Origin of the sequence: Pseudothauera lacus (assembly GCF_003034845.1) — a bacterium.
Classification (GTDB): Bacteria; Pseudomonadota; Gammaproteobacteria; order Burkholderiales; family Rhodocyclaceae; genus Pseudothauera; species Pseudothauera lacus.
The window spans coordinates 206,809-227,385 of sequence record NZ_PZKC01000006.1 but is presented as its reverse complement, the minus strand read 5'-3'; the positions used below and the strand labels follow the sequence as shown (position 1 = coordinate 227,385).

At 66.1% G+C, this 20,577-nt stretch carries 20 protein-coding genes and 1 pseudogene; 7 read left to right on the top strand and 14 right to left on the bottom strand.

Annotated elements, in window-relative coordinates:
• Nucleotides 1–20 precede the first annotated feature (20 nt).
• The 4 genes from pstA (at nt 21) to C8261_RS09570 (ending at nt 4,080) form a co-directional block, all read left to right on the top strand.
• Nucleotides 21–1,673 (top strand): phosphate ABC transporter permease PstA, encoded by a 1,653-nt coding sequence (pstA, locus tag C8261_RS09585; protein WP_107493473.1) that lies wholly within the window; start codon nt 21–23, stop codon nt 1,671–1,673.
• Between the two features lie 93 nt (nt 1,674–1,766).
• On the top strand, nt 1,767–2,576 hold the full coding sequence (pstB, locus tag C8261_RS09580) for a phosphate ABC transporter ATP-binding protein PstB (protein ID WP_107493514.1): 810 nt from the start codon (nt 1,767–1,769) through the stop codon (nt 2,574–2,576).
• Nucleotides 2,577–2,653: 77 nt separating this feature from the next.
• A complete protein-coding gene (locus C8261_RS09575) occupies nt 2,654–3,508 on the top strand; it encodes a tetratricopeptide repeat protein (protein WP_181358911.1) in 855 nt (284 codons plus the stop codon).
• An 11-nt stretch (nt 3,509–3,519) separates the two neighbouring features.
• Nucleotides 3,520–4,080, top strand: a complete 561-nt coding sequence (locus C8261_RS09570) for an FKBP-type peptidyl-prolyl cis-trans isomerase (RefSeq protein WP_107493471.1) — start codon at nt 3,520–3,522, stop codon at nt 4,078–4,080.
• Between the two features lie 38 nt (nt 4,081–4,118).
• Here C8261_RS09570 and C8261_RS09565 read toward each other — a convergent pair whose 3' ends face one another.
• The 9 genes from C8261_RS09565 to C8261_RS09530 form a co-directional block, all read right to left on the bottom strand.
• Nucleotides 4,119–5,258, bottom strand: a complete 1,140-nt coding sequence (locus C8261_RS09565; protein WP_107493470.1) for a methyltransferase — start codon at nt 5,256–5,258, stop codon at nt 4,119–4,121.
• Nucleotides 5,259–5,353: 95 nt separating this feature from the next.
• Nucleotides 5,354–5,611: a hypothetical protein gene (locus tag C8261_RS09560; RefSeq protein ID WP_107493469.1), complete on the bottom strand. Its 258-nt coding sequence runs from the start codon at nt 5,609–5,611 to the stop codon at nt 5,354–5,356.
• A complete protein-coding gene (locus C8261_RS09555; protein ID WP_181358910.1) occupies nt 5,608–6,045 on the bottom strand; it encodes an FKBP-type peptidyl-prolyl cis-trans isomerase in 438 nt (145 codons plus the stop codon). The genes C8261_RS09560 and C8261_RS09555 overlap by 4 nt, the downstream gene beginning before the upstream one ends.
• Nucleotides 6,042–6,578 carry a hypothetical protein gene (locus C8261_RS17325; protein WP_181358909.1) on the bottom strand — a complete coding sequence of 179 codons (537 nt, stop codon included), beginning with the start codon at nt 6,576–6,578 and terminating at the stop codon, nt 6,042–6,044. The genes C8261_RS09555 and C8261_RS17325 overlap by 4 nt, the downstream gene beginning before the upstream one ends.
• A 13-nt stretch (nt 6,579–6,591) precedes the next feature.
• Nucleotides 6,592–7,494: a TorD/DmsD family molecular chaperone gene (locus C8261_RS09550; RefSeq protein WP_107493467.1), complete on the bottom strand. Its 903-nt coding sequence runs from the start codon at nt 7,492–7,494 to the stop codon at nt 6,592–6,594.
• A gap of 81 nt (nt 7,495–7,575) precedes the next feature.
• The gene (gene nrfD, locus C8261_RS09545) at nt 7,576–8,778 is read right to left on the bottom strand and encodes an NrfD/PsrC family molybdoenzyme membrane anchor subunit (RefSeq protein ID WP_107493466.1); all 1,203 of its coding nucleotides are present in this window, start codon (nt 8,776–8,778) and stop codon (nt 7,576–7,578) included.
• A gap of 14 nt (nt 8,779–8,792) precedes the next feature.
• Nucleotides 8,793–9,545: a 4Fe-4S dicluster domain-containing protein gene (locus C8261_RS09540; RefSeq protein WP_219905175.1), complete on the bottom strand. Its 753-nt coding sequence runs from the start codon at nt 9,543–9,545 to the stop codon at nt 8,793–8,795.
• A 27-nt stretch (nt 9,546–9,572) separates the two neighbouring features.
• A complete protein-coding gene (locus C8261_RS09535) occupies nt 9,573–12,053 on the bottom strand; it encodes a molybdopterin-dependent oxidoreductase (RefSeq protein WP_107493464.1) in 2,481 nt (826 codons plus the stop codon).
• A 103-nt stretch (nt 12,054–12,156) separates the two neighbouring features.
• Nucleotides 12,157–13,308, bottom strand: coding sequence for a 4Fe-4S binding protein (locus C8261_RS09530; protein ID WP_107493463.1), 1,152 nt, complete (start codon nt 13,306–13,308; stop codon nt 12,157–12,159).
• A 279-nt stretch (nt 13,309–13,587) separates the two neighbouring features.
• Here C8261_RS09530 and C8261_RS09525 point away from each other — a divergent pair, with 279 nt between their 5' ends.
• Genes C8261_RS09525 through C8261_RS09515 form a run of 3 tightly spaced genes read left to right on the top strand, consistent with a single transcriptional unit; the run spans nt 13,588 to nt 17,229 of the window.
• The gene (locus C8261_RS09525; RefSeq protein ID WP_107493462.1) at nt 13,588–14,442 is read left to right on the top strand and encodes a substrate-binding domain-containing protein; all 855 of its coding nucleotides are present in this window, start codon (nt 13,588–13,590) and stop codon (nt 14,440–14,442) included.
• Nucleotide 14,443: 1 nt separating this feature from the next.
• On the top strand, nt 14,444–15,895 hold the full coding sequence (locus tag C8261_RS09520; protein WP_219905174.1) for a sensor histidine kinase: 1,452 nt from the start codon (nt 14,444–14,446) through the stop codon (nt 15,893–15,895).
• Nucleotides 15,892–17,229 (top strand): sigma-54-dependent transcriptional regulator, encoded by a 1,338-nt coding sequence (locus C8261_RS09515; protein WP_107493461.1) that lies wholly within the window; start codon nt 15,892–15,894, stop codon nt 17,227–17,229. The genes C8261_RS09520 and C8261_RS09515 overlap by 4 nt, the downstream gene beginning before the upstream one ends.
• Here the strand turns inward: C8261_RS09515 and C8261_RS09510 are convergent.
• The 5 genes and pseudogenes from C8261_RS09510 to C8261_RS09500 all read right to left on the bottom strand — a co-directional run bounded on the left by C8261_RS09510 (nt 17,226) and on the right by C8261_RS09500 (nt 20,559).
• Nucleotides 17,226–17,939 carry a methyl-accepting chemotaxis protein gene (locus C8261_RS09510; protein WP_219905173.1) on the bottom strand — a complete coding sequence of 238 codons (714 nt, stop codon included), beginning with the start codon at nt 17,937–17,939 and terminating at the stop codon, nt 17,226–17,228. The genes C8261_RS09515 and C8261_RS09510 overlap by 4 nt on opposite strands.
• The gene (locus tag C8261_RS17820) at nt 17,855–18,250 is read right to left on the bottom strand and encodes a HAMP domain-containing protein (RefSeq protein ID WP_328588073.1); all 396 of its coding nucleotides are present in this window, start codon (nt 18,248–18,250) and stop codon (nt 17,855–17,857) included. The genes C8261_RS09510 and C8261_RS17820 overlap by 85 nt, the downstream gene beginning before the upstream one ends.
• 528 nt (nt 18,251–18,778) lie before the next feature.
• A pseudogene (locus tag C8261_RS17815) lies at nt 18,779–19,060 on the bottom strand (substrate-binding domain-containing protein); the annotation flags it as partial.
• A gap of 12 nt (nt 19,061–19,072) precedes the next feature.
• Nucleotides 19,073–19,240 carry a hypothetical protein gene (locus tag C8261_RS17320; protein ID WP_181358908.1) on the bottom strand — a complete coding sequence of 56 codons (168 nt, stop codon included), beginning with the start codon at nt 19,238–19,240 and terminating at the stop codon, nt 19,073–19,075.
• A gap of 113 nt (nt 19,241–19,353) precedes the next feature.
• Complete coding sequence (locus C8261_RS09500) at nt 19,354–20,559, bottom strand: MFS transporter (RefSeq protein WP_107493458.1); 1,206 nt, start codon at nt 20,557–20,559, stop codon at nt 19,354–19,356.
• Between the last annotated feature and the right edge of the window lie 18 nt (nt 20,560–20,577).

Below are 20,577 nucleotides of genomic sequence, written 5' to 3'. Positions count from 1 at the left end.
GAGCCCGAGAGGTTGATGAAATGAAACAGTGGTGGAAAAGCGGCGCGCCGTGGATCTGGTTGAACGGCGGTGCGGTGAGCATCAGCATCATCATGGTGTTCGGCCTGCTGGCGCTGATCCTGGTGCGCGGTTTCGGTCACTTCTGGCCGCACAGCCTGGTGAGCACGACCTACGTGCAGCCCAACGGCGAACAGGTAGAGGTCATCGGCCAGCTGCGCAAGTCCGAGACGCTCACTGCACAGTCCCTGCGCGATGCTGGCCTCAAGTTGCCCGAGGAGCAGCGCCTGGTGACACGTCATCTGTTCAAGCTGGCAAACCGCGATGTCACTGGACGCGACTTCAGCTACATGGTGGAAAATTTCCTCGGCGAATGGACTTATCCGAAGGACATTACTGCCTTCGAACGTCGCGAGTGGGGTGATTTCTACGGCCAGCCCCTGCGCCTGCTGGAACGTGGCGAGGTGGTGGCCAGCGGTGACGGGGTGTGGCCGGCGCTGCAGGAACGTCTGCAGCGCAGCAACCGCATCTTTGACGAAGTGCGGAAGATCGAGCGTGTGGAGATCGGCAACATCAACTTCCGCCTCGAAAGAGTGCGCCTCGATCAGCGCCGCGCCGAGTTGCGCGGTGAGCTTAACGACGCTTTGCGGGCGCAGTTCGACGAGCGCCGGAGGGCTCTCAACACTGAGTACGAAGAGCTGCAGGAACGCCTCAATGCGCTGATTGCCGACATGCGCCGCGATGCAGTGGTGATGCGGGTGGCGGGTGGTAAGGAAGTTACCGTCGGTCTGAATACCATCGTCAAGGCCTGGCAGCCGAACAACATGTCGGTAATTGCCAAGGTGGGTTTCTACATCGAAGCGTTCTACGACTTCATGTTCGGTTTCCCGCGCGAGGCCAATACTGAGGGCGGTATCTTCCCGGCCATCTTCGGCACGGTGGTGATGGTGCTGGTGATGTCCATCATCGTCACGCCCTTCGGCGTGCTGGCGGCGATCTATCTGCGCGAGTACGCCAAGCAGGGGCCCTTGCTGAAGGCGATCCGCATCTCGGTGTACAACCTCGCCGGGGTTCCATCGATCGTTTTCGGGGTGTTCGGCCTGGGCTTCTTCGTCTATGTGCTCGGTGGCGCCATCGATAGCGCCTTCTATCCCGAAGCCCTGCCGGCACCGACTTTCGGCACGCCGGGCCTGTTCTGGGCCTCGCTGACGCTGGCCCTGCTCACCTTGCCGGTGGTCATCGTATCGACCGAGGAAGGTCTTTCGCGCATCCCCTCGACCATCCGCATGGGCTCGCTGGCGCTGGGTGCGACCAAGGGCGAGACCTTGTGGAAGGTGGTGGTGCCACTTGCCACGCCGGCGATGATGACCGGCCTCATCCTGGCGATTGCGCGCGCCGCAGGCGAAGTGGCGCCGCTGATGCTGGTCGGCGTGGTGAAGCTGGCGCCGACCCTGCCCATCGACGGCAACTTCCCCTTCATCCACCTCGAACGCAAGATCATGCACCTCGGTTTCCACATCTACGACGTCGGCTTCCAGAGTCCGCACGCCGAGGCCGCCGAGGCACTGGTGTACGCCACCGCTCTTATCCTGGTGCTGCTGATCGTCCTGCTCAACCTCAGCGCGATCTCCATCCGCAACCACCTGCGTGAGAAATTCCGCGCCGAAAGTGACTGAGCACTGCCTTGCAGTGCGAGAATTGAACAGATTATCGGAGATTTACCCATGAACCAGATCGCCACCCCCGAGGCTACCGCGCCGGTGCGCAGCATGAATGCCGGCCTCTTCGACGGCTCTTCCCGCGAGCACCTGTCGATCGAGGACGAAGTCATCGCCATCACCGTCGACAAGCTCGATCTCTACTATGGTGCCGACCGCGCGCTGAAGTCGGTGAGCATGAAGATCCCCTCCAAGCGGGTGACCGCCTTCATCGGGCCGTCGGGTTGCGGCAAGTCGACGCTGCTGCGCTGCTTCAACCGCATGAATGACCTTGTCGACAACTGCCGCATCGAGGGCTCGATCAACCTTCATGGCGAGAACATCTACGCCAAGGGTGTGGATGTTGCCGAACTGCGCCGCCGCATCGGCATGGTGTTCCAGAAGCCCAACCCCTTCCCCAAGACCATCTACGAGAACGTCGCCTACGGCCTGCGCCTGCAGGGGGTAAACGACAAGCAGGTGCTCGACGAGGTCGTCGAACGCTCGCTGAAAGGCGTAGCGCTGTGGGACGAGGTCAAGGACCGTCTGCAAAGCAATGCCTTCGGGCTCTCCGGTGGTCAGCAGCAACGTCTGGTGATTGCCCGTGCGATCGCCATCGAACCCGAGGTGTTGCTCCTCGACGAGCCGACTTCGGCGCTCGACCCCATCTCCACGGCTAAGATCGAGGAGTTGATCGAAGAGCTCAAGGAGCAGTTCACCATCATCATCGTGACCCACAACATGCAACAGGCGGCGCGCGTCTCAGACTTCACCGCCTACATGTATCTGGGTGAGCTGATCGAGTTTTCTGATACCCGCAAGCTCTTCGTCAGCCCCGACCAGAAGGCCACCGAGGACTACATCACCGGCCGTTACGGTTGATGACGTTTCTGCGCTTGTTTGCGGCCGGATCGGATGTCACGATCCGGCCGTTGCCTTTTCTTCGTCCCGGAATCCCCATGCTGCGTTTCCTCTTTCTCGCGCTGTGCGTGATCGTGCTGCTGCCTCATGGCGCTCCGGCCCATGCGGGCGATGGTGGCGCGGCGGAGCACGAGGCCCGTGCCCATCAGGCGATGAACCTCGAACCGCCCGACTGGGTGCTCGCCCGCGAGCAGTTCGAGCATGCTGCTGCGGGCGGCTCGGCGCGCGCGGCGTCCTACCTCGGGTGGATGTACGAGAATGGCCATGGCGTGCCCCCTGACCACCGTCTTGCCGCGCAGTGGTACGAGCGCACCGCGCGCGCCGGGGTGCCCGACTACGCCGTCAAGCTGGGCTGGATGTACATGGGCGGTTCACAACTGCCCGCCGACCGCGAGCGCGCCGAGTACTGGTTTGGCGAAGCCATAACCGCCGGTCATCTGCCCGCCAACATCGCCCTGGCCTCGGTGCTGATTGCCGATGCTCTCGGCGGGCTGGCACCTGAGCGCGTCTTCGAGGCCAGGCCCTTGCTTGAGCAAGCGCTCGACGGCGGCCTGCCGCTGGCGGCGTTCTTCCTCGCGCGGCTGTATGTGGAAGGAATTGGAGGGCATCCGCGCGATGAGGTTCTTGGCGCACGGTACACCCGTATCAGCGCTGAAGACGGTCAGGCGCTGATGCAGGGCTGGCTGGCGCGCATGTACCTGACCGGCAGCGGGGTGCCCGAGGATCGTCAGGAGGCGGCCTTCTGGGCAGCTCTGGCGGCGGCGGGCGACGATCCCCTGGGGCGCCAGCTACATGCTGCCTTGAGTCAGGAACTGGACGACGACAGCCGCCGCGCAGTGCTCGAACGCACCATGCGCTGGGTGCTGCAGCGTCAGCCCGGCGCAGTCGACTGAAGGGGGCGCCCGTGTTGCGCGTGATCCTCGTCAGTCTTGCCGCGCTGGTGGTGGTGGCCATCGTCATGCACAGCAGCGGCCTGACGCCGGGCGAGGCCGAGCGCCAGTTGCTGCTTGCCGAGCTCAATGCCGAGGAGGGGGCGGCATACCGCAGTGCCAACCGCCTGCGCCCGGGTGTGCTCGCTCTCCCCGACGACCTGCAGGTCGAAGTGCTCGAACTCGGCGACGGCGCACAACCGCATGGCGACGACTGGGTACAGGTGCATTACCGCGCGGCGCACATCGATGGACGGGTCTTCGAGGACAGCCGCCGCGGCGGCGAACCGGCGACGGTGCCGGTCAATCGCACTATCGCCGGCTGGCAGCGCGTGCTCGTCGATACCCCGGTGGGTTCGCGGCTGCGCCTGGTGATCCCGCCCGCGCTGGCATATGGCCGTGGCGGCGGTGGTCCGGTGGGGCCGGAGGAGACCCTTGTGTTCGAGATCGAACTGCTCGCCATCGTGCCCGCGCCCGAGAGCCCGTCTACCGAGCGTGACCCCTTGCAGCAGGCGGTGCCGGGTCTAGGCGGATAAGCTGCTCCCTCAGGCGCGGACGGGGAGGTAAGTAACGTTCAAGCGGCCGCCAGCCGCCACAGCGCCGTGCGCTCGGCGGCGCGGGCCTCGTGCAGGGGATCATCGACAGCGCTGGCGCGCGGGTGACGGGGGGCGATCTCGCTGCGCCCGAGTACCCGCAGGCCGGCCTTGCTGATCCAGCCCAGCAACTCCTCGCGGCTGCGCAGACCGAGATGTTCGGCGAGGTCGGAGAGAATCAGCCAGCCTTCGCCGCCGGGATTCAGATGGGCGCGCAGACCGTCCAGGAAACCGCGCAGCATGCGGCTGTCGGGGTCATAGACGGCGGCGTCGAGCGCCGATGCGGCACGCCCCGGCAGCCAGGGCGGGTTGCACACCACCAGATCGGCGCGCCCCTCGGGGTAGAGGTCGGCTTCCTCGACGCTGACCCCGGCGCTCACGCCAAGGCGGGTGAGGTTGTCACGTGCGCAGGCCAGCGCCGCAGGCGAAAGATCGGTGGCGACGATGCGGGGGATGCCACGACGGGCGAGCAGGGCGGCGATCACTCCGCTACCGGTGCCGATGTCGAAGGCGCTCTGCGGTGGCGGTGCGGGCAGTGCCGCAGCGGCGAGCAGGTCGAGGTATTCGCTGCGCACCGGGGCGAAGACACCGTAGTGGGGATGGATGCGCGCGCCCAGAGCGGGCACTTCGACGCCGCGCAGGAACCACTGCCAGGCGCCGAGCACGCCGAGCAACTCCCGCAGCGACAGGGCAAAGGGCACTGCTGGCGATGGCCCATATGCCGCCTCGCAGGCCGCCTGCACGTCGGGGGCGCGGCGCAGCGCGATGTGGTAGCCCGGTTCGCAGGGCAGCAGTAACTGCCCCAGCAGGCGCGCGCGTTGTGCGCGCGCAAGGCGTTCGCGATGGAAGCGTTCAGTGGGCGCCAGGGCTGCGGCAGGCTTGCGGGCGCCTTTCGCAGCGCTGCGCGCGATGCGCCGGGTGATGGCCTGCAGCAGCTGGCGGGCATTGTGGTAATCGCCCTGCCACAGCAGGGCCGTTCCCTGGCTGAGTTCTCGATAGGCGGCGTCCGCCGTGCAGCGGTCGTCGACCGCCAGCACGCGCTGCGGCGCGGCTTGTTGTGCGGCGGACAACCAGGCCAGTTGCCGGGAGTGGCCTTGTTCGTCTGTCCAGCTGATCGTCATCCTGTCTGCTCCTTTGCGGCGTGTTCCGCGAGCACTGGGCGCGCGGGGGGAGAAGTATCGCCGATTCGTGGCAGGCAGCGTATAGGAGTCCTTGTTCAGCCTTCGTCGCAGAGGCCGAGATCGAGGTCGGGCGGCAGGACAGGGATGTATGCGGGCTTGTCCGTCGAGGGTGTCTGTGCCGGTCGGGGTGAGGAGGGCACCAGCACGCCGGCGGAGGTTCCATGAGCGGGCTCTGCTGCGTCCGGAATGGGGGCTTGATCGGCGGCCTTGGACGATGCCGCGATGAACAGTTGCAGCAGGATTGCGGTGGCGATCATGGTGCAGCCGGGGCGCGCGGTGACGGTGCTGTTCATGTGCCGGCCTCGGTGGCGAGGATGCGCAGATCGACCAGCAGGGTCTTGCCGGCCAGTGGGTGATTGCCGTCGAGTACGGCACCACTGTCGGTTCGCCGCAGCACGCGCAGACGGAAGGCGGGGCGGTCGCCGCTGCCGCTGAACAGCTCCGTGCCGGGGACGAGCGGAGTGTCCGGGGGGAGGTTGGCGGCCGGTGCTTCGAATACCAGTTCGGGACGGTGCGGGCCAAAGGCCTGGTCGGGCGTCAGGCGCAACTGCAGGTGCTCGCCGCTGCTGCAGCCGAGCACGGCATTCTCGATGGCCGGTAGCACGCTGGCGCGCCCGTGTACGAAGACCATCGGGCCGTTGCGCGTGCTGCTGTCGATGAGGGTACCGTCTTCGTCGTGGAAACTGTAGTCGGCGGTGACCCGGGTGCCAGGCTGGATGGTGCTCATGTGGGATTCTCCGGTGATGTGCGGGGAGTTGTCCGGCGTAAATGGCGCAGGACGAAGACGGCAGGTATGGTGAGGAGCAGCCCGAGGGCTATGAGTTCGAATACCGCGCGGCGGCGCGGGGCGGGGCGGACGGTGGTGAGGTAGGCTGCGATGATGGGCCTCTCCCCGCTTTTGAGCTCGGCACCGTTGATCCATTGCATGCGCCAGATGAGAGCTTCCCAGGCCAGGCGGGTGCGTGGGGTGAGCAGCACCAGCTCCATCGGGTGGCAGTTCAGGCAGCGTGCTTCGAGCAGTTGTTCACCGGCTGGGCGCTCCATCAGGACGGCGGCCTGACGGGCAGATTCCGCGGCGCGCAGGCGCGCCTTTTCAGCAGCAATGTGGTGCGCCTGGGCCCGCTCGGCGAGCACGCGGGCGTGCTGGCGGCGTGCTTCATCCGCGCTCGACGGTTGCTGTGGGGGTGGCAGGTAGTCTTCGATGTCGAGGCCCGTCGAGGCCGGTACGGCGGTGGTCAGCACAGTGGCGACGATGGCCATGCGCAGCACCCGCTCAGCCTGCCTTGCGCATGCGCGGGAGTTCCATCGGGCTCAGGCCCATCGCGCCAGCGCGGCAATCCGGGCAGACCTGCATGTGATCGGTGGCAAGACCCTGTGCTCGTAGCACGGCAATCATGCCGGCAAGATCGCCGGCAGGTACGAAGGGGCGGGAGCAGACCGTGCAGGCGCTGTCTTCCTGGAGGTGAGGTGCGGCTGTAGCGGGCGGAGGCTTGTCGAGCAGGCCGGTGGATGCTGCAGGTTGCGGCAGCAGATGCTGGACAGTCATGGCGTCGGCAGCAAGGGCGTGGTGGGCGAGGCTGCACAGCTTCCCGTACAGCGGCAGCAGGTGGTACTCGTCCTCTGCCTTGAGTATCTGCGCATGCAGGCGCTGGAGTGCCGGCAGGGCGTGGCGGACGATACTGTGATGGAGTTCGCCGAGGATGGCGAGGGCAGCGTCGTGCTCGGCGCGCTCCTGATGGTCGATTGCACGGGCGAGCATCCAGCCGACGAACTGCAGGTAGAGGGCGAGGTGGTCGGCGGTGTCGCGGAAGGCGGGGTCACGGGCAAGGCCGTGCGTGCGGAAGAGATCTTCGATGGCCTGGCAGCTGCCGCCCTGCAATCCGCCATCGAGGTAGAAGCCGAGGTTGAGCAGTGCCGGAGCGGGGGGGGAGAGGAACAGCCTGCTGTAGGTGGCGAGCACGGTGGTGGCATCGGGCAGGGTGCTCAGGGTATCGCACAGCTCGTCGATTTCGCCATCGCCGAGCACCGCCAGGCTGCTATTGAGCTCGCGCAGATCGGCGGGCAGGTCGGTGCACAGGGCATCGAAGTCGGCCTGCCGGGATGGGGGAAGAAAGCAGCGGGCCAGGCAGAGCTGAAGCTCGGCGCGGCTGCTGAGCTTGAGGTCGGGTTGATGCATGGTGGAGAACTCCTGCGGGTGCCGGGAGGAGCGCCCGGGAGGTGCAGAGGCACCACCCGGGCGGCAGAGGGACGGTGGTGCTCAGCTGTGCGCAGTGGCGGCAGCTTCGTCCGCGTTGCCCCGCATGACAGTTTCCGGCGGCATCGCGGAGAGGTTGAGCAGACGTTCGCCCAGAACCCAGAGGGTAAACAGCATCGCCGAACCCATGACGGTCAGGCTCCACTCGGTTGCCGACGGCGTGTAGCTGAGGATGTCCCATTCCCAGGTACCCTTGAACAGGGGGATGACCTGGCCGCCGACGACGAAGAAGAAGCGCTCGGCGAACAAGCCGCCGAACACCAGGATGGCCACCAGTACCTGCGTGCCGGCCAACGTGCGCAGCGAGCTCATCAGCATCAGTACGAAGGGCAGCAGGATGCCGAGCCACAGCGAGGCCTGGTACACCGGCGAGGCGAACAGGTACTCTGACCATACCAGGTGGATCTCCGGGTTGTTGCTGTACATCCCGGTGATTGCGCGCACGGCGATGAACAGCAGCGTGCCTCCCAGCACCGCACCGAAGAACTTCGGCAGCGCGCCCTCGAGCAGGTTGCGCAGCGGGGCGGACATGTTGTCGCGGCTGAAACCGTGCGCGAGGTAGGTGAAGAACACCAGTGCTGCCAGGCCGCTGGCCACCGCGGTGAGGTAGAAGTAGATCGGCAGCAGGCCGTCGAACCAGAACGGGCGCATGCTCATCATGCCGAAGATCAGCGCCAGGTTGCCGGAAGCGAGCAGCACGGCCAGGAAGGAGCCGATGCCGACCTGCTTGCTGGTCTTGCTGTCCCACTCGCCTGCGTCCATCTTCTGGAACTTCCACAGCAGGAATACCAGATCGACCAGGTAGAACACACCCATCCAGAACATTGCCGACTGGATCTGCAGGTTGAGCGGAATCACCCACAGCATGCGGAAGACGTTGCCCAGTTCAAGCGCCAGCACCGCCATCCCGGAGATCAGGATGATGAAGGCGAGGAAGATGCAACGCTTGACCACCGGGTAGAACTTCCTGAAGCCGAACACCAGCGGCAGCGAGGCGATCAGCCCCAGGCCGGAGGAGGCCAGGGCGAAGTACAGGTAGGTGGCGATGGGCTGCCCCCAGGGCACTGTCGAAGTGGCGTTGAAGGCTGCGTGCCCCTGGCTCGACAGGCTGGTGATGGCGTAGCCGAAGGAGGCCAGCAGGACGATGGCGGAGAGCGCCAGCAGGCCGAGTCCGGCGGGCCCCTTGATGATGTTTTCTTGGTTCATTGCTCAATACCTCCTCAGGAACGCGGCTTGGGCTCGAAGGCGGGTACGCCGGCACCGGCGCCGAGGTAGTACACCTGGGGCTTGTTGCCGGTGTGGTCCTTCAGTCGTACACCGTGCTTGTCGCCGATCAGGCGGTTGACCTGGCTTTCCGGATTGTCGAGGTCGCCGAAGAAGCGTGCCTTCGGTGCGCAGGTGCGCACGCAGGCGGGCACATATTCCTTCAGCTCCGGGATGTCCTCATCGAGGTCCGGCGTGCCGGCCGGCGCCTTGCTCACCTTGTGGTAGCAGAAGGTGCACTTGGAGACCACGCCGGCAGGCTGGATGCCGATGCCCCGCTTCCAGTCCTGTTCCGGATTCTGGTAGGGCGGGCTCCACAGCTGGCCGTTGCTGCCCGGAAAGATGTCGCGCAGGTCGGGTTCGAGCAGCGGCTTTTCGTCGGCATAGAAGCGCACGCCGTAGGGGCAGGCGATCATGCAGTACTTGCAGCCGATGCACTTGTTCCAGTCCACGAAGACGATGCCGCCGGCGTCCATGTCCTTGTAGGTCGCCCGTGTCGGGCACACATGCACGCACGAGGGGTTCTCGCACTGCATGCACGGGCGCGGCAGCCACTTCATCTGCGCGCTCGGGTACTTGCCCTGGTGGTAGAAGAGCACGTCCTGCCAGCTCTCGCCGGGCAGGGTGTTGTTTTCCATTGCGCACGCCGTCGTACAGGCCTGACAGCCGGTGCACTTGTCGAGGTCGATGACCATTCCCCACTTTGCCATTGTCTCTAGCTCCTTTCAGTGCAGGGTTCAGGCCCGTTCCACGGTGACCTTGCCGGTGTAATAACAGGCAAGTCCGGAGATCGGATCGGATACGTTTTCGGTGATGTCGCCGGAGTGGCCCGGCAGGCGTCCCTTGGCCCAGCGTCCCTGCGCCCAGTGGCCATGCTCCATGGGCAGCACCAGGGTGTCCGGGCGGTGGGCTGGCATGTAGCGGCAGTAGGCCTCGATGCTGCCCAGGTTGGACTTGATGCGCACCTTGTCGCCGTTGCGGATGCCGCGAGCGCGGGCGGTGTCCGGATGGATCTCCAGATACACCGTCTTGCGCCCGCCGACGATGGGTTGCTGGTTGGCGATGGCGTGCGGGATGTTGCCGCCGCGTCCTTCGGCGTGCAGCGGGGTCTTGGGCGAGACGAAGTAGAGATCGCCCTGGCCGGTGTGCCGGGCTTCCACCCACTGCACCAGTCCGGCGCGCGCGGCCGGCACGCCCAGCGTGCGCTCGATGTAGTCGGCGTGTTTTTCCAGGAAACCGGACTTGAACTCGAACTTGCCGGTCGGGGTCTTGATCAGCTTGGCCTTGACCTCGTCCGGGCTCATGCGCACGTTGTAGCCGCGGCCGTCCCATTCGTAGAATTCCCCACGGCGCTGCTGCCACAGGTAGCGCTTCTTGTACCAGACGCCCTTTTCCTTCCAGCTCTCGAAACTGTTCACGCCGTTGTCGCCGGGGTCGGTCTCGAAGCCCTTGGCGCGGTGGCGCAGCACGTTCTCGACGCTGTCGATCGCCTTGTAGTACTCGCCCATCGGCCCCTTGATGCGCTTGCCGATCTCGATCAGTGTGTCGCCGAAGTGCTTGGTGTCATATACCGGATCAACCGCGGGGACACGCAGCGCCGCCATCGGCCAGCCCTCGAAGGGGTAGGTGGGCGAGTCCTGCAGGCGTTCCAGGTAGGTGTGGTCGGGCACCACGATGTCCGCATACATCGCGGTTTCGCCGGGGAAAGGCGAGGTGTCGATGACGAAGACGTCCTTCAGCGCCTCTTCCCAGACCTGCGGATTGGGCGCCGACCAGATCGGGTTGGTGTAGAAGAACATCGCCGTATCGAGTTTGTAGGGGTCGCCCTTCAGGTGGTTGGGGCCGGCTTCCTGCATCATGGTGCCGGACATCGGCCATTCTGCGGTGCCGGCCTTGTCGATGCGTGGCTGGCTCTTCCAGGCGCCGTTCCTGGCCCAGTCGTCCATGTAGTCCGCGGCATTCACCGGCAGGCCGCCGTACGATGGGCCCATCTGGTAGAACATGCCGCCCTCGGCCCACAGGCTGCCGACCAGTGCATTGAGCGCGTGGATGGCCATGCCGGCGTAGGTGCCGTTGGTGTGCGCGGTGGGGCCGCGTTCCATGATGGCGATGGCCGGGCGGGTGGTGCCGAACTCGCGCGCGGTGCGGACGATGTCGCGGGCGGAGATGGAGGTGACGCTCTCGGCCCATTCCGGGGTGCGGTCCTTCAGTTCCTCGTTCCACCATTCGGTCAGCCCGTGCACCCACTTTTCGGCAAAGCTGCCGGCGGGAATCGTCTGGCCGGTGCGGAAGCGCATCTCCGGGTCGACGAAGTCGCCGACGAACTCGCGCTCCCACAGCCCTTCGGTGAGGATCACATGGGCGATCGCCAGCGCCATCGCGCCGTCGGTGGCCGGCTTGATGTAGAGCGCGCGGTCGGAGGCCGCCATGGTCGGGTTCATGCGTACATCGACCGTGGTGATGCGGGTCTGCGGGCTCTTGCTGCGCATGTGCCCCCACATCTGCATCAGGTAGTTGTAAGGGCGGAAGGCCTCCAGGAAGCTGGCGCCGAAGTTGAGGATGTAATTGACGTTGCGGTAGTCGTAGGCGTTGTACGAGTTGTTGCCGTCGGTGGCCTGCTTGGCGCGCTTGCTGCCTTCCGCGCACATCGAGGCATGGCCGATGGCGGAGTTGGGCGTGCCGTAGAGCCTGCCGAAGTCACCGTACAGGCCGGCGTCCGAGGCGCCCCAGCCGCGGCCGTAGAAGTGGGCGAAGCGGTGCGATTCACCGGCCTCGCGCAGGCGGTTGAGGCGGCCGGCGATGGTGTCGAGGGCCTCGTCCCAGGAAATGGGCACGAAGCCCGGATCCTCGTTGCGCCCCTTGCGCGGGTTGGTGCGCTTCATCGGCCCCTTGAAGCGGTCGGGGTCGTAAAGGAAGTAGGTGCCCAGGTGGCCCTTGGGGCACAGCTTGCCGTTGGCGATCGGATTGCCGGTATCGCCGTAGATGGCGTGCACACGGCCATTGGTGGTGTACACGTCGATGCCGCAGCGCGCCGGACACTGTGCACAGATGTTCTTGGTGATCTTGGTTTCGCCGCGCGGGCTTTGTGCCTGCGCCTCGGCGACCGGGGCGAGCCCGGTGAGGCCGCCAAGACCGCCGGCGGCAGCGCCGCTGGCTCCCGCCACCGCGCTGCCCTTGAGGAAGCGCCTGCGGGTCATCAGGGTTTGCAGTACTTTCATTGCCGGTGTCTCCTCAGCGACAGGTATGGGAACGTCGGGTATGCATGCTGGTTTGTAGTGTGGTGATGCTCATCTCCTCCCTCCTTGGATTTGTCGGTACAGGTCAATGGCCGGCGAAGAGGCTGGCAAACAGCTCATTGCCCAGCGCCCGTGACTTGCTGCACGCCGGACACAGGGGATCGTCCAGCGCCTTGGCGGGAGCCTTGCAGGGCGCGCCGCAGTCGAAACAGGTGCTGTTGAGATGGGTGCTGAGGCGTCGCCAGCCCGGTGCCGGGTGCTGCTGTGCCACGGTTACGGCGAGTGCGTCTTCGGGACAGAGCCGGGCGCAGGCGCCGCAGCCGATGCACAGGGCGGGTTCGAAGCGCACCCCGCTGTGCGTGCCATCGTCGAAACTGCGCAGCGCTGCGACTGGGCATGCGTGGGCGCACACCTGGCTGTTGCAGCAGCGCTCGGGGTCGATGTGGAGTTGATGGAAGAAGGACACCGGAGGCACGGCGGCGAGCTCGCGCAGGTGGTGCAGAATGCTCAGGCGCTCCGCGGGCACGATGCGTGCGCGCCCGTCGACGGCCGCAGGGGCGCCGATGGGGGCGGGGGGGGCTTCGGTGATGCTGGCGGCATGACCGAGCAAGTGGCGCAGGAAAGAGCGTCGTCCACCGAGCGGAGCGCTGGCGTTGTCAGGCGAGTGGCGGCGGTGCTCGGCAGCGGGCAGGGGGCGATGCGCAATGGTGAAGTGAAGAGCCTTCTCGCCCGTGCCCGCCGTCAGCAGCGCGTTGGCGGCGTCGACCTGAGGGCGCGCGGGATGTGTCCGGCTGCCGGCATTGCACTGCGCACACCAGCCGCGGTCGAGGATGGTTACGTGGCTAGTTTCCGTGGCGAGTGCGAGCAGGTCACTGACCTTCAGTGCACCGCTGCACGGCACGCGCAGGGCTGCGGTGTCGCCGACCTCTTCCGGCACGCGCGTGCACTCGATGCGCACCTTGTTTCCTTTGTGCGCATTGGGTACTGGCGGCAGGCCGGGCAGGGCCAGCGCGTGGGTGGGGCAGACGGCGACGCAGCGTCCGCAGTCGATGCAGCCGGGAGCGAGGTCGAAGCCGTCGGTGGAGATGGTCAGCACGCCGAGTGGGCAGGTTGTCGAGCATGCAGAGCACAGTCCCGTGCCATGGCGCCGCCCCAGGCAGGCTTCGGCGTTGCCCAGCAGACGTGCGTCGGGTGCGAGGCGGGTGAGGCTGGCGACGGGCTGCAGGCGGATATCCATGCACTTCCGTCTGCATGATGTGTGCCATTGTGGAGAAACCTTGATATTGCAGTGGTTATGACTTTTGCGTGTTACCGGATGGAAACCATCCGCGTGGTGATACCCCGGGGAAGGTGTTACCAAGTGGTAACGGAGTCACTTCCGGAGCGCAGGGCTTTTCACTAAAGCATTGATAGTGTTTCTTATTTCGATGTAGCCGAGGAACGCCAACTAGACGCCGTGTCAGCCGGATGCGCGTTAAACTCGGTCAAACAAGAAGATTCAGGAGGAGACCAAATCATGCACCGGCGTGCTTTCGTGCTTGCCCTTGCTGCCTTCGGTACGTCGCGGTGGGCGCGCGCCGCGGATGTGCTCAACGGGTTCGAGTTGCGCATCGGCCTGACTCCGGTGTTCCTCGACGACCAGGCGGCATTCCTCAACCGCTGGCGGATCTACCTGAGCGAGCGCAGCGGGCTGCGGGTAAGCTTCGTGCAGCGTTCGAGCTACCGCGAGATTGCCGAGCAGATCAGCGGCCAGGCGCTCGATGTGGCGTGGTTGTGCGGCTACCCGTACGTGATGGCGCAGGAGCGTCTGAATGTGCTTGCGGTACCGCTGCATCTGGGGCGCCCGGAATACCACTCCTACCTCATCGTCGGCGCTGACGATGCAGCCACCGCCGGCTTCGAGGACCTTGCCGGCAAGGTGTTTGCCTTTTCCGACCCGAATTCGTTTTCCGGCTCCCTTTATCCCCGCTTTCTGCTGCATCGCATGGGGCGCAGTCCCGAGCAGTTCTTCCGGCGCAGCTTCTTCACCTGGTCGCATCGCAAGGTGGTCGAGGCGGTGGCCAGCGGTCTGGCCGATGGCGGTGCGGTGGCTGGCTACGTGTGGGAGACCCTGGCCCGCATCCATCCCGAAATCACGGTCGCCACGCGTGTGCTGGCGCGCTCGCCGGCCTACGGGTTTCCGCCCTTCGTTGCCCGCGCGGGTCTTCCCCGCGAGGTGGCAATGGCACTCCAGCAGGTGTTCTTCGGCATGCGCGCGGACGGCGAGGGCGCGCGCCTGCTCGAAACCCTCAATCTCGACGGTTTCGTTCCCGGGGACTTCTCCATGTACCAACCCATCCGCGACATGGTGCGGATGGTAGAGGGGCGTTGAGGTGCTGCGTTTCAAGGATCTCAGCTTCCGCTACAAGATTCCCCTGCGCGCCACCTTTCTGGTGCTGATCACCGCGGTGACCCTGACGTCCGCCAACGTCGCGCGTGAATACGATCAGTTGCGCAACGATCTCTTTGCCAATGCCGAGAGCCTGGGCAGCGTGCTGGCGTTGACGCTGGTCACCCCTTTGCTCCATGACGATCTCTGGCGTGCCTACGAGATCATCGGCATGCCGGTGCGCCACGAACCGCAGGCTGCACTGGGGGCGGAATGGCTGCTGGTGCTCGACGGCGAGGGCCGGGTGTATGCCTCAACGCGTCCGCGCGAGCACCCCGTGGGGGTGTCCGGCTCCGAAGTGGGTGGCAGTGTTGCGCGCCTGCTTGCCGACTACGATCTACCTGCGCTGCATGCCAGTCAGGCGGTCGAACTGGCCGATGCCAGCGAGTTCCACCTGCTGATGCCGATACGTTTCGACGGCGTCTATCTCGGCACCCTGGTGCTGGCCTACCCGAAGTCGATCTTCGTGCCGCGTTTCCACAGCATTGTCGTCCGCGGTGCCCTGGTCACCCTGCTGGTGCTTGCCGTGCTGCTGCCGATGAGCTGGTACTGGGGGCGGCGCATGGCCGATCCGCTGGTTCAGCTGGCCGATTGCATGAGCCGCGTCGGTGAGCGCATCCCGCAAATGAGCGAGTGCAGGCTTTACGAATCGCGTGACGAGGTCGGCCGCGCCGGTACCCAGCTCAAGCTGATGCTTGCCGCCTTGCGCGAGAAGGAAGCGCTGGAGCAACAGATCATCGCCAGCGAACGCCTGGCCGCGATCGGCCGCATCACCGCGGGTATTGCCCACGAGATCAACAACCCGCTCGGTGGCATGCTCAATGCCATCTCCACCTACAAGCGCCACGGGCAGCCTGAACACGCCACCGCTCGCACCTTGCCGCTGCTCGAACGCGGCCTGCTGCAGATCAAGGAGACCGTCGCCGCGCTGCTCGTCGAGGCGCGACTGAAGAGTCATCCGCTTACCACCCAGGATCTCGAGGACCTCAATACCCTGCTGCAGCCTCACCTGTCGCGGCGTCAGGTGCGTGTGCTGTGGGAAGGTGGCATCGCCGGCGAGCTGGCGCTGCCATCCACCCAGGTGCGGCAGATCCTCCTCAATCTGCTGCTCAACGCGGTGCAGGCGGCCGAGGCGGGCAGCGAGGTGGTGTGCGGCATCGAATGTGCCGGCAGTGTCCTGCGCTGCCGGGTCAGCAATCGCGGCGAGGCGATACCGGCCGAGCGCCTCAACCAGCTTTTCGAACCCTTCGTCGGCGCCGCCGGCGAAGGCAATGGCCTCGGACTGTGGGTGACCTACCAGCTGGTACAGCAGCTCGGCGGCAGCATCGAGGTGTACAGCAATGCCATGGAGGGAACCGTAGTGACAGTGATCCTGCCGCTGGAGGAAGGGGCATGAGCAAGCGCCCACGGCTGTGCCTGATCGAGGACGACGAGATCATGGGGGAGTCACTCAGCGACCGCTTTGAGCTCGAAGGCTTTGCTTTCGACTGGTACCGCTGCTGTGGTGACGCCGAGGCGGCTCTGCGTGAAGGGCGCTACGATGTCGTGCTCAGCGACATCCGCCTGCCCGACCGCGGTGGTGACGAACTCTATCTTGCCCTCCAGGGCGGCGGGCTGACCTTGCCGCCGTGGTACTTCATCACCGGTCACGGTGCCATCGATCGTGCCGTGGCCTTGCTCAAGGCCGGCGCTACCGACTACATCACCAAGCCCTTCGACCTCGATGCGCTGGTGGACAAACTTGCTGAGTGGCTGGTGCCGCGCAGCGATGACGACGCCTGCCGGCTGGGCGTGTCGGCGGGGATGCGCCACATCGAGACGCTGCTGCCGCGCATCGCCACGCAGGCGCGCACGGTGCTGCTGTCGGGGGAGTCGGGGGTTGGCAAGGAAGTCGTCGCGCGCGAACTGCACCGTCTGGCCGGCGGCCCTGCAGCGAGTCCCTTCATTGCCGTCAATTGCGGGGCGATCCCCGAAACCCTTCTCGAAGCGGAACTCTTCGGGCACGAGAAAGGTGCCTTCACAGGGGCGCAGCGCGTTCGTGCCGGGGTGTTCGAGCAGGCCCATGGCGGCACCTTGTTCCTCGACGAAATCGGCGACATGCCGCTGCCCATGCAGGTGCGGCTGTTACGCGTGATCCAGGAGCGCAACGTGGTCAGGGTGGGCGGCACGCGCGCCCTGCCGGTAGACTTGCGGCTGATCTGTGCCACTCACCGCGACTTGCAGGAGATGGTCGAGGAGGGCAGTTTCCGCGAGGACCTGTACTACCGCATCCACGTCATCCACCTCAAGGTGCCGCCCCTGCGTGAACGCCGCGAGGACATCCCCTGGCTAGCCCATCGCCTGCTCGAAGCCTGGTGCCGGGAGCACCCGGGCGAACGCAAGCGGCTCTCGCCGCAGGTTGAACAGGCCCTGCAGATGCACCAGTGGCCGGGCAACGTGCGCGAACTCAAGCACGCCATCGAGCGCGCCTGCATCCTCAGCGAGGGCAACGAGCTCGACCTCGCCGCACTGTTTGAGACGCCCCTGCCCGGCGAACTGCTGCACGGTGATTGTGGTGAGGGCTTGCAGGCCTACCTGCAGAGCTGTGAGCGGGCCTTCGTCAGCAAGGTGCTCGATGGCCATGATTGGCAGATTGCGCGCAGCGCCGAAGCGCTGGGCATCAGCCGCAAGAACCTCTGGGAGCGCATGCGCAGGCTGGGTTTGTCGGCGCCGGCCGCTCCCCGGGATTAGTAGCGGAAGCCCGCCATGCGGGCCCCCAGCGCCTCGGCCATGGCCTGCAGTTCCGCTGCGCTGGCCGAGACTGCGGCCACCGCAGCATTGTTCTCTTCCGCCATCTGCACCACCGCCTCGACGTTGCGGGCTATGTCGGTGGCCGCTTGCGACTGCTCGTTCATCGCGCAGGCGACATCGCGCACCTGTGTGGCGAGCGAGTCGGCGCGCGTGCCGACATCGACAAAGATCGCCTGCACGCGCTGCGAGGTTTCCGACTCGTGCTTCTCTTCTTCGGTCGTCTCGGTGATGGCCGTGGAAATGCTGCGCACCACTGCGGACATACCGTCGACGATCTCGCGGATGCGGGTGGCCTCGGTGTTGGTGCGCTCGGCGAGCTTGCGCACCTCGTCGGCGACCACCGCGAAACCCCGTCCGCTCTCCCCGGCCCGGGCAGCTTCGATGGCCGCATTGAGGGCGAGCAGGTTGGTCTGGTCGGCGATCTCGTGAATGGTTCCTACGAGGCCGTGAATCTGCTTCGACTCCTCGATCAGGCGTGTGGTGAGTTCTGCTGCGTGCTGCCCGGAATCGGTCAGCTTGAGGATTTCCGCGCTCGACGCCATGGCCAGACTGACCCCTTCGCGGCTCATCCGCAGGGTGCTGCCGGCGGTGTTCTCGGTATCGCTGGCGGTGGCGGCGGCATGGTTGATGCTGACGGTGAGTTCCTCCACCGCGGCCGCCATGGCCGCTGCCGCTTCGCCCTGTGCTTCCGCCGAGCGTTTGACCTGCGCGGTTGAAGCGGCCAGTGCTTCAGCCGCGCCAGCACCTGGCCAGCCGTGGTCGCGGTGGCCGCGACGGTCTCGCGCAGGCTGGCGGTCATGGCATTGTAGGCGCGTGCAATGTCGCCGACCTCGTCGGCGGACTCGGCCGCCAGCGTGGCGGTAAGATCGCCCTGGCCCTGCGCGATCTGCGCCATGCGCGCGGCGATGCGGCGTATCGGAACCACCACCAGACGGGTGGTGAGGAGGCTGACGGCGGCCATGATCGCGATCAGCACTGCGAGTGCGCCAAGCATTGTGCGTGTGGCCAGTGTGGCGAGGCGGTTGCGCTCGGCGCTGGCGCGTTCGAGTGCGGTGCCCACTGCCTGGGCGATGTCCTGCTGCATGCGCTCGACCTCTTCAAGGCGGCGGTCACCGTCGGTACTGCGGTTCTCCAGATACAGCGCAGTGACCGATACTAGCGAGGCGAAATAGTCCTGGAACGGTTGCCGCAGGCCGTGCTCGCCGAGTTCGTGCAGGGCCTCGTCGGTACGCAGCGCAGTGTGAGCGGCAGCGATGGCGTGTCTGTCACTGCGGGTGAGGATGCCGCTCTTGATCTGCGAGGCCAGTTCATGGGTGCCGGTGCGCACTTCGAGGAGCACTGCTTCACGAAGTGCCGCGGCGCGCAGGTGAGCCTCGATATTGTGCACGATGGCGAAGGCGCCCAGCACCGTGAGCGCAACGAGCATGAAGGGGAGAAGGATCTTGTGGGTCAGCCGGATGTTCATGAGGTCGGGGCTGCGCAGGCCGCTGTATCCTTCGAAAAGGTCGAGCGTGCTGCGCCCGGCCTCCTTGGTGACCCGGACCACCTTGAGATCGGGGCCGCCAATGGCCTGCCAGTTGTCGATACGGCCGCTGAAAAGATCAGCGACTTGGGAGCGGTCGAGTGCGGAGAGCGGGTTGTCGCGATGGACGATGATTGCGCGCGCATCGAAGCCGATGGTGGTGTATTGCAGGCGTGCGCGCTCCTCGGCAGTGAGTGCGCGCGATACCATTCCTACCGCGGCACGCCCTTCGAGCACGCTGCGGATACCGGCTCCGCTGCCTCAGGCCTGGATGTGTACGGCTTCGCCGCTGCGTTGCTCGATCGGAGCGTGCAGCGCTTCGAGGATGGGCTGGATGGTGCTGGCCCCGGCAATGTCGAGTGCTGCCGCGGGGGCAGCGGCACCGAGCAGGCTTGCGCTTAGTGCCAGTGTGCGCGGGATGTGCATCATGGTCGTCCTCTCTTGTGCGGTGTCCTTGCCTCGGTTTGCGCCAATCGCGTTGCTTGTTCCGTTACGGCGTATCGGCAGGGTTGGTTACGACTTTAGCAGGGAACGTCAGCCATTCACTTCCGTCTGGCCGTGGCGTTCGCTGCCAGAAAGGCTCCCAGCGCCAGTGCGGTAATGGCGGCGAGTACTGCGCCCATGGTGTCGTAGCCGCTGCCGTCGGCGACCAGCAAGGCGATTGCCAGCGGTGCCGCAGCCTTGGCGAGGAAGGCCGGGCGGGCGAGGCGGCCCATGGTGTCGCCGTAGGCGGCACGGCCGAAGAGTTCGCCGGGGACGGTGCCGCGGACGATGGTCATCACCCCGTTGGCCATGCCGTAGCAGGCCGCAAAGCCGAAGGCCAGCCAGGGCGAGAGCCCGGCCAGCCACAGCATCAGCATGCCGGCGAAGCTCACGATGAAGGCTGCCTTGCCGACCTGCAGTGGGCTCACGCGGGCGCCGGCGGCGAACTCCAGCATTCGCCCGATGACCTGCATGGGGCCGATCAGGCTGGCGGCAAGGATTGCTGTTTGCGGGTTGAGGCCGCTGGCCGCGAGCGCGCCCACGGCGTGCGCACCCACCGCGGAGACCACGAAGGCCCCCAGTGCGAAGCTGGCTGCCAGCCACATGAAGGCAGCGCCGCCAGCGCGCGGTGCAGGCGCAGGGGGGTGTTCGTCTGGCGTGTCGCGGGCAGGGGTACGGCGGGCATCGGGCAGGGCGAACCAGCACAGGGGTGCGGCGATCAGCAGCAGGATGGCGGCCAGAGCGAAGCAGGTCAGGCGCCAGCCGGCGTGCGCCTCGAGCATCCAGGCGAGCGGCCAGAACACCGTGCTGGCGAGGCCGCCGAAGAGGGTGAGGGCGGTGAGTGCCTTGCGATAGCTGCTGCCGGCAAGCTGGCTGAGGGCGGGAAAGGCGGCGTCGTAGGTGCACGCGGCGTTGGCCACGCCGACCAGCGCCCAGCCGGCGAACAGCGTCAGTGGCCCGGCGGCGGTGGCGATGAGGGCAAAGGCCAGGGCACCCAGTACGCAGCCCGCGGTGAGCACGCGACGGCCGCCGTGGCTGTCGATGGCGCGGCCGACGCGCGGCGACGCCAGCCCGGATACCGCCAGGGCTGCGGAGAAGGCGGCGAATACCGTGCTCTGGCTCAGCAGGAGGTCGCCGGCGATGGGCGCGGCGAGCACGGCAATGCTGTAATAGAGGATGCCCCAGGTGATGATCTGCACCACACCGAGGGCGACCACGATGCGGATCAGTACGGCGCGCGTTGGCGGGACGGGGGCGGCACTCATCGGACGGCGGGGTGTCGT

Excerpts from the sequence above, each read along its gene's own strand:
- pstA (WP_107493473.1), top strand. The coding sequence starts at position 21 with ATGAAACAGTGGTGGAAAAGCGGCGCGCCGTGGATCTGGTTGAACGGC.
- pstB (WP_107493514.1), top strand. The coding sequence starts at position 1,767 with ATGAATGCCGGCCTCTTCGACGGCTCTTCCCGCGAGCACCTGTCGATC.
- C8261_RS09575 (WP_181358911.1), top strand. The coding sequence starts at position 2,654 with ATGCTGCGTTTCCTCTTTCTCGCGCTGTGCGTGATCGTGCTGCTGCCT.
- C8261_RS09565 (WP_107493470.1), bottom strand. The coding sequence starts at position 5,258 with ATGACGATCAGCTGGACAGACGAACAAGGCCACTCCCGGCAACTGGCC.
- C8261_RS09560 (WP_107493469.1), bottom strand. The coding sequence starts at position 5,611 with ATGAACAGCACCGTCACCGCGCGCCCCGGCTGCACCATGATCGCCACC.
- C8261_RS09555 (WP_181358910.1), bottom strand. The coding sequence starts at position 6,045 with ATGAGCACCATCCAGCCTGGCACCCGGGTCACCGCCGACTACAGTTTC.
- C8261_RS17325 (WP_181358909.1), bottom strand. The coding sequence starts at position 6,578 with ATGGCCATCGTCGCCACTGTGCTGACCACCGCCGTACCGGCCTCGACG.
- C8261_RS09550 (WP_107493467.1), bottom strand. The coding sequence starts at position 7,494 with ATGCATCAACCCGACCTCAAGCTCAGCAGCCGCGCCGAGCTTCAGCTC.
- nrfD (WP_107493466.1), bottom strand. The coding sequence starts at position 8,778 with ATGAACCAAGAAAACATCATCAAGGGGCCCGCCGGACTCGGCCTGCTG.
- C8261_RS09540 (WP_219905175.1), bottom strand. The coding sequence starts at position 9,545 with ATGGCAAAGTGGGGAATGGTCATCGACCTCGACAAGTGCACCGGCTGT.
- C8261_RS09535 (WP_107493464.1), bottom strand. The coding sequence starts at position 12,053 with ATGAAAGTACTGCAAACCCTGATGACCCGCAGGCGCTTCCTCAAGGGC.
- C8261_RS09530 (WP_107493463.1), bottom strand. The coding sequence starts at position 13,308 with ATGGATATCCGCCTGCAGCCCGTCGCCAGCCTCACCCGCCTCGCACCC.
- C8261_RS09525 (WP_107493462.1), top strand. The coding sequence starts at position 13,588 with ATGCACCGGCGTGCTTTCGTGCTTGCCCTTGCTGCCTTCGGTACGTCG.
- C8261_RS09515 (WP_107493461.1), top strand. The coding sequence starts at position 15,892 with ATGAGCAAGCGCCCACGGCTGTGCCTGATCGAGGACGACGAGATCATG.
- C8261_RS17820 (WP_328588073.1), bottom strand. The coding sequence starts at position 18,250 with ATGGCCGCCGTCAGCCTCCTCACCACCCGTCTGGTGGTGGTTCCGATA.
- C8261_RS17320 (WP_181358908.1), bottom strand. The coding sequence starts at position 19,240 with ATGATGCACATCCCGCGCACACTGGCACTAAGCGCAAGCCTGCTCGGT.
- C8261_RS09500 (WP_107493458.1), bottom strand. The coding sequence starts at position 20,559 with ATGAGTGCCGCCCCCGTCCCGCCAACGCGCGCCGTACTGATCCGCATC.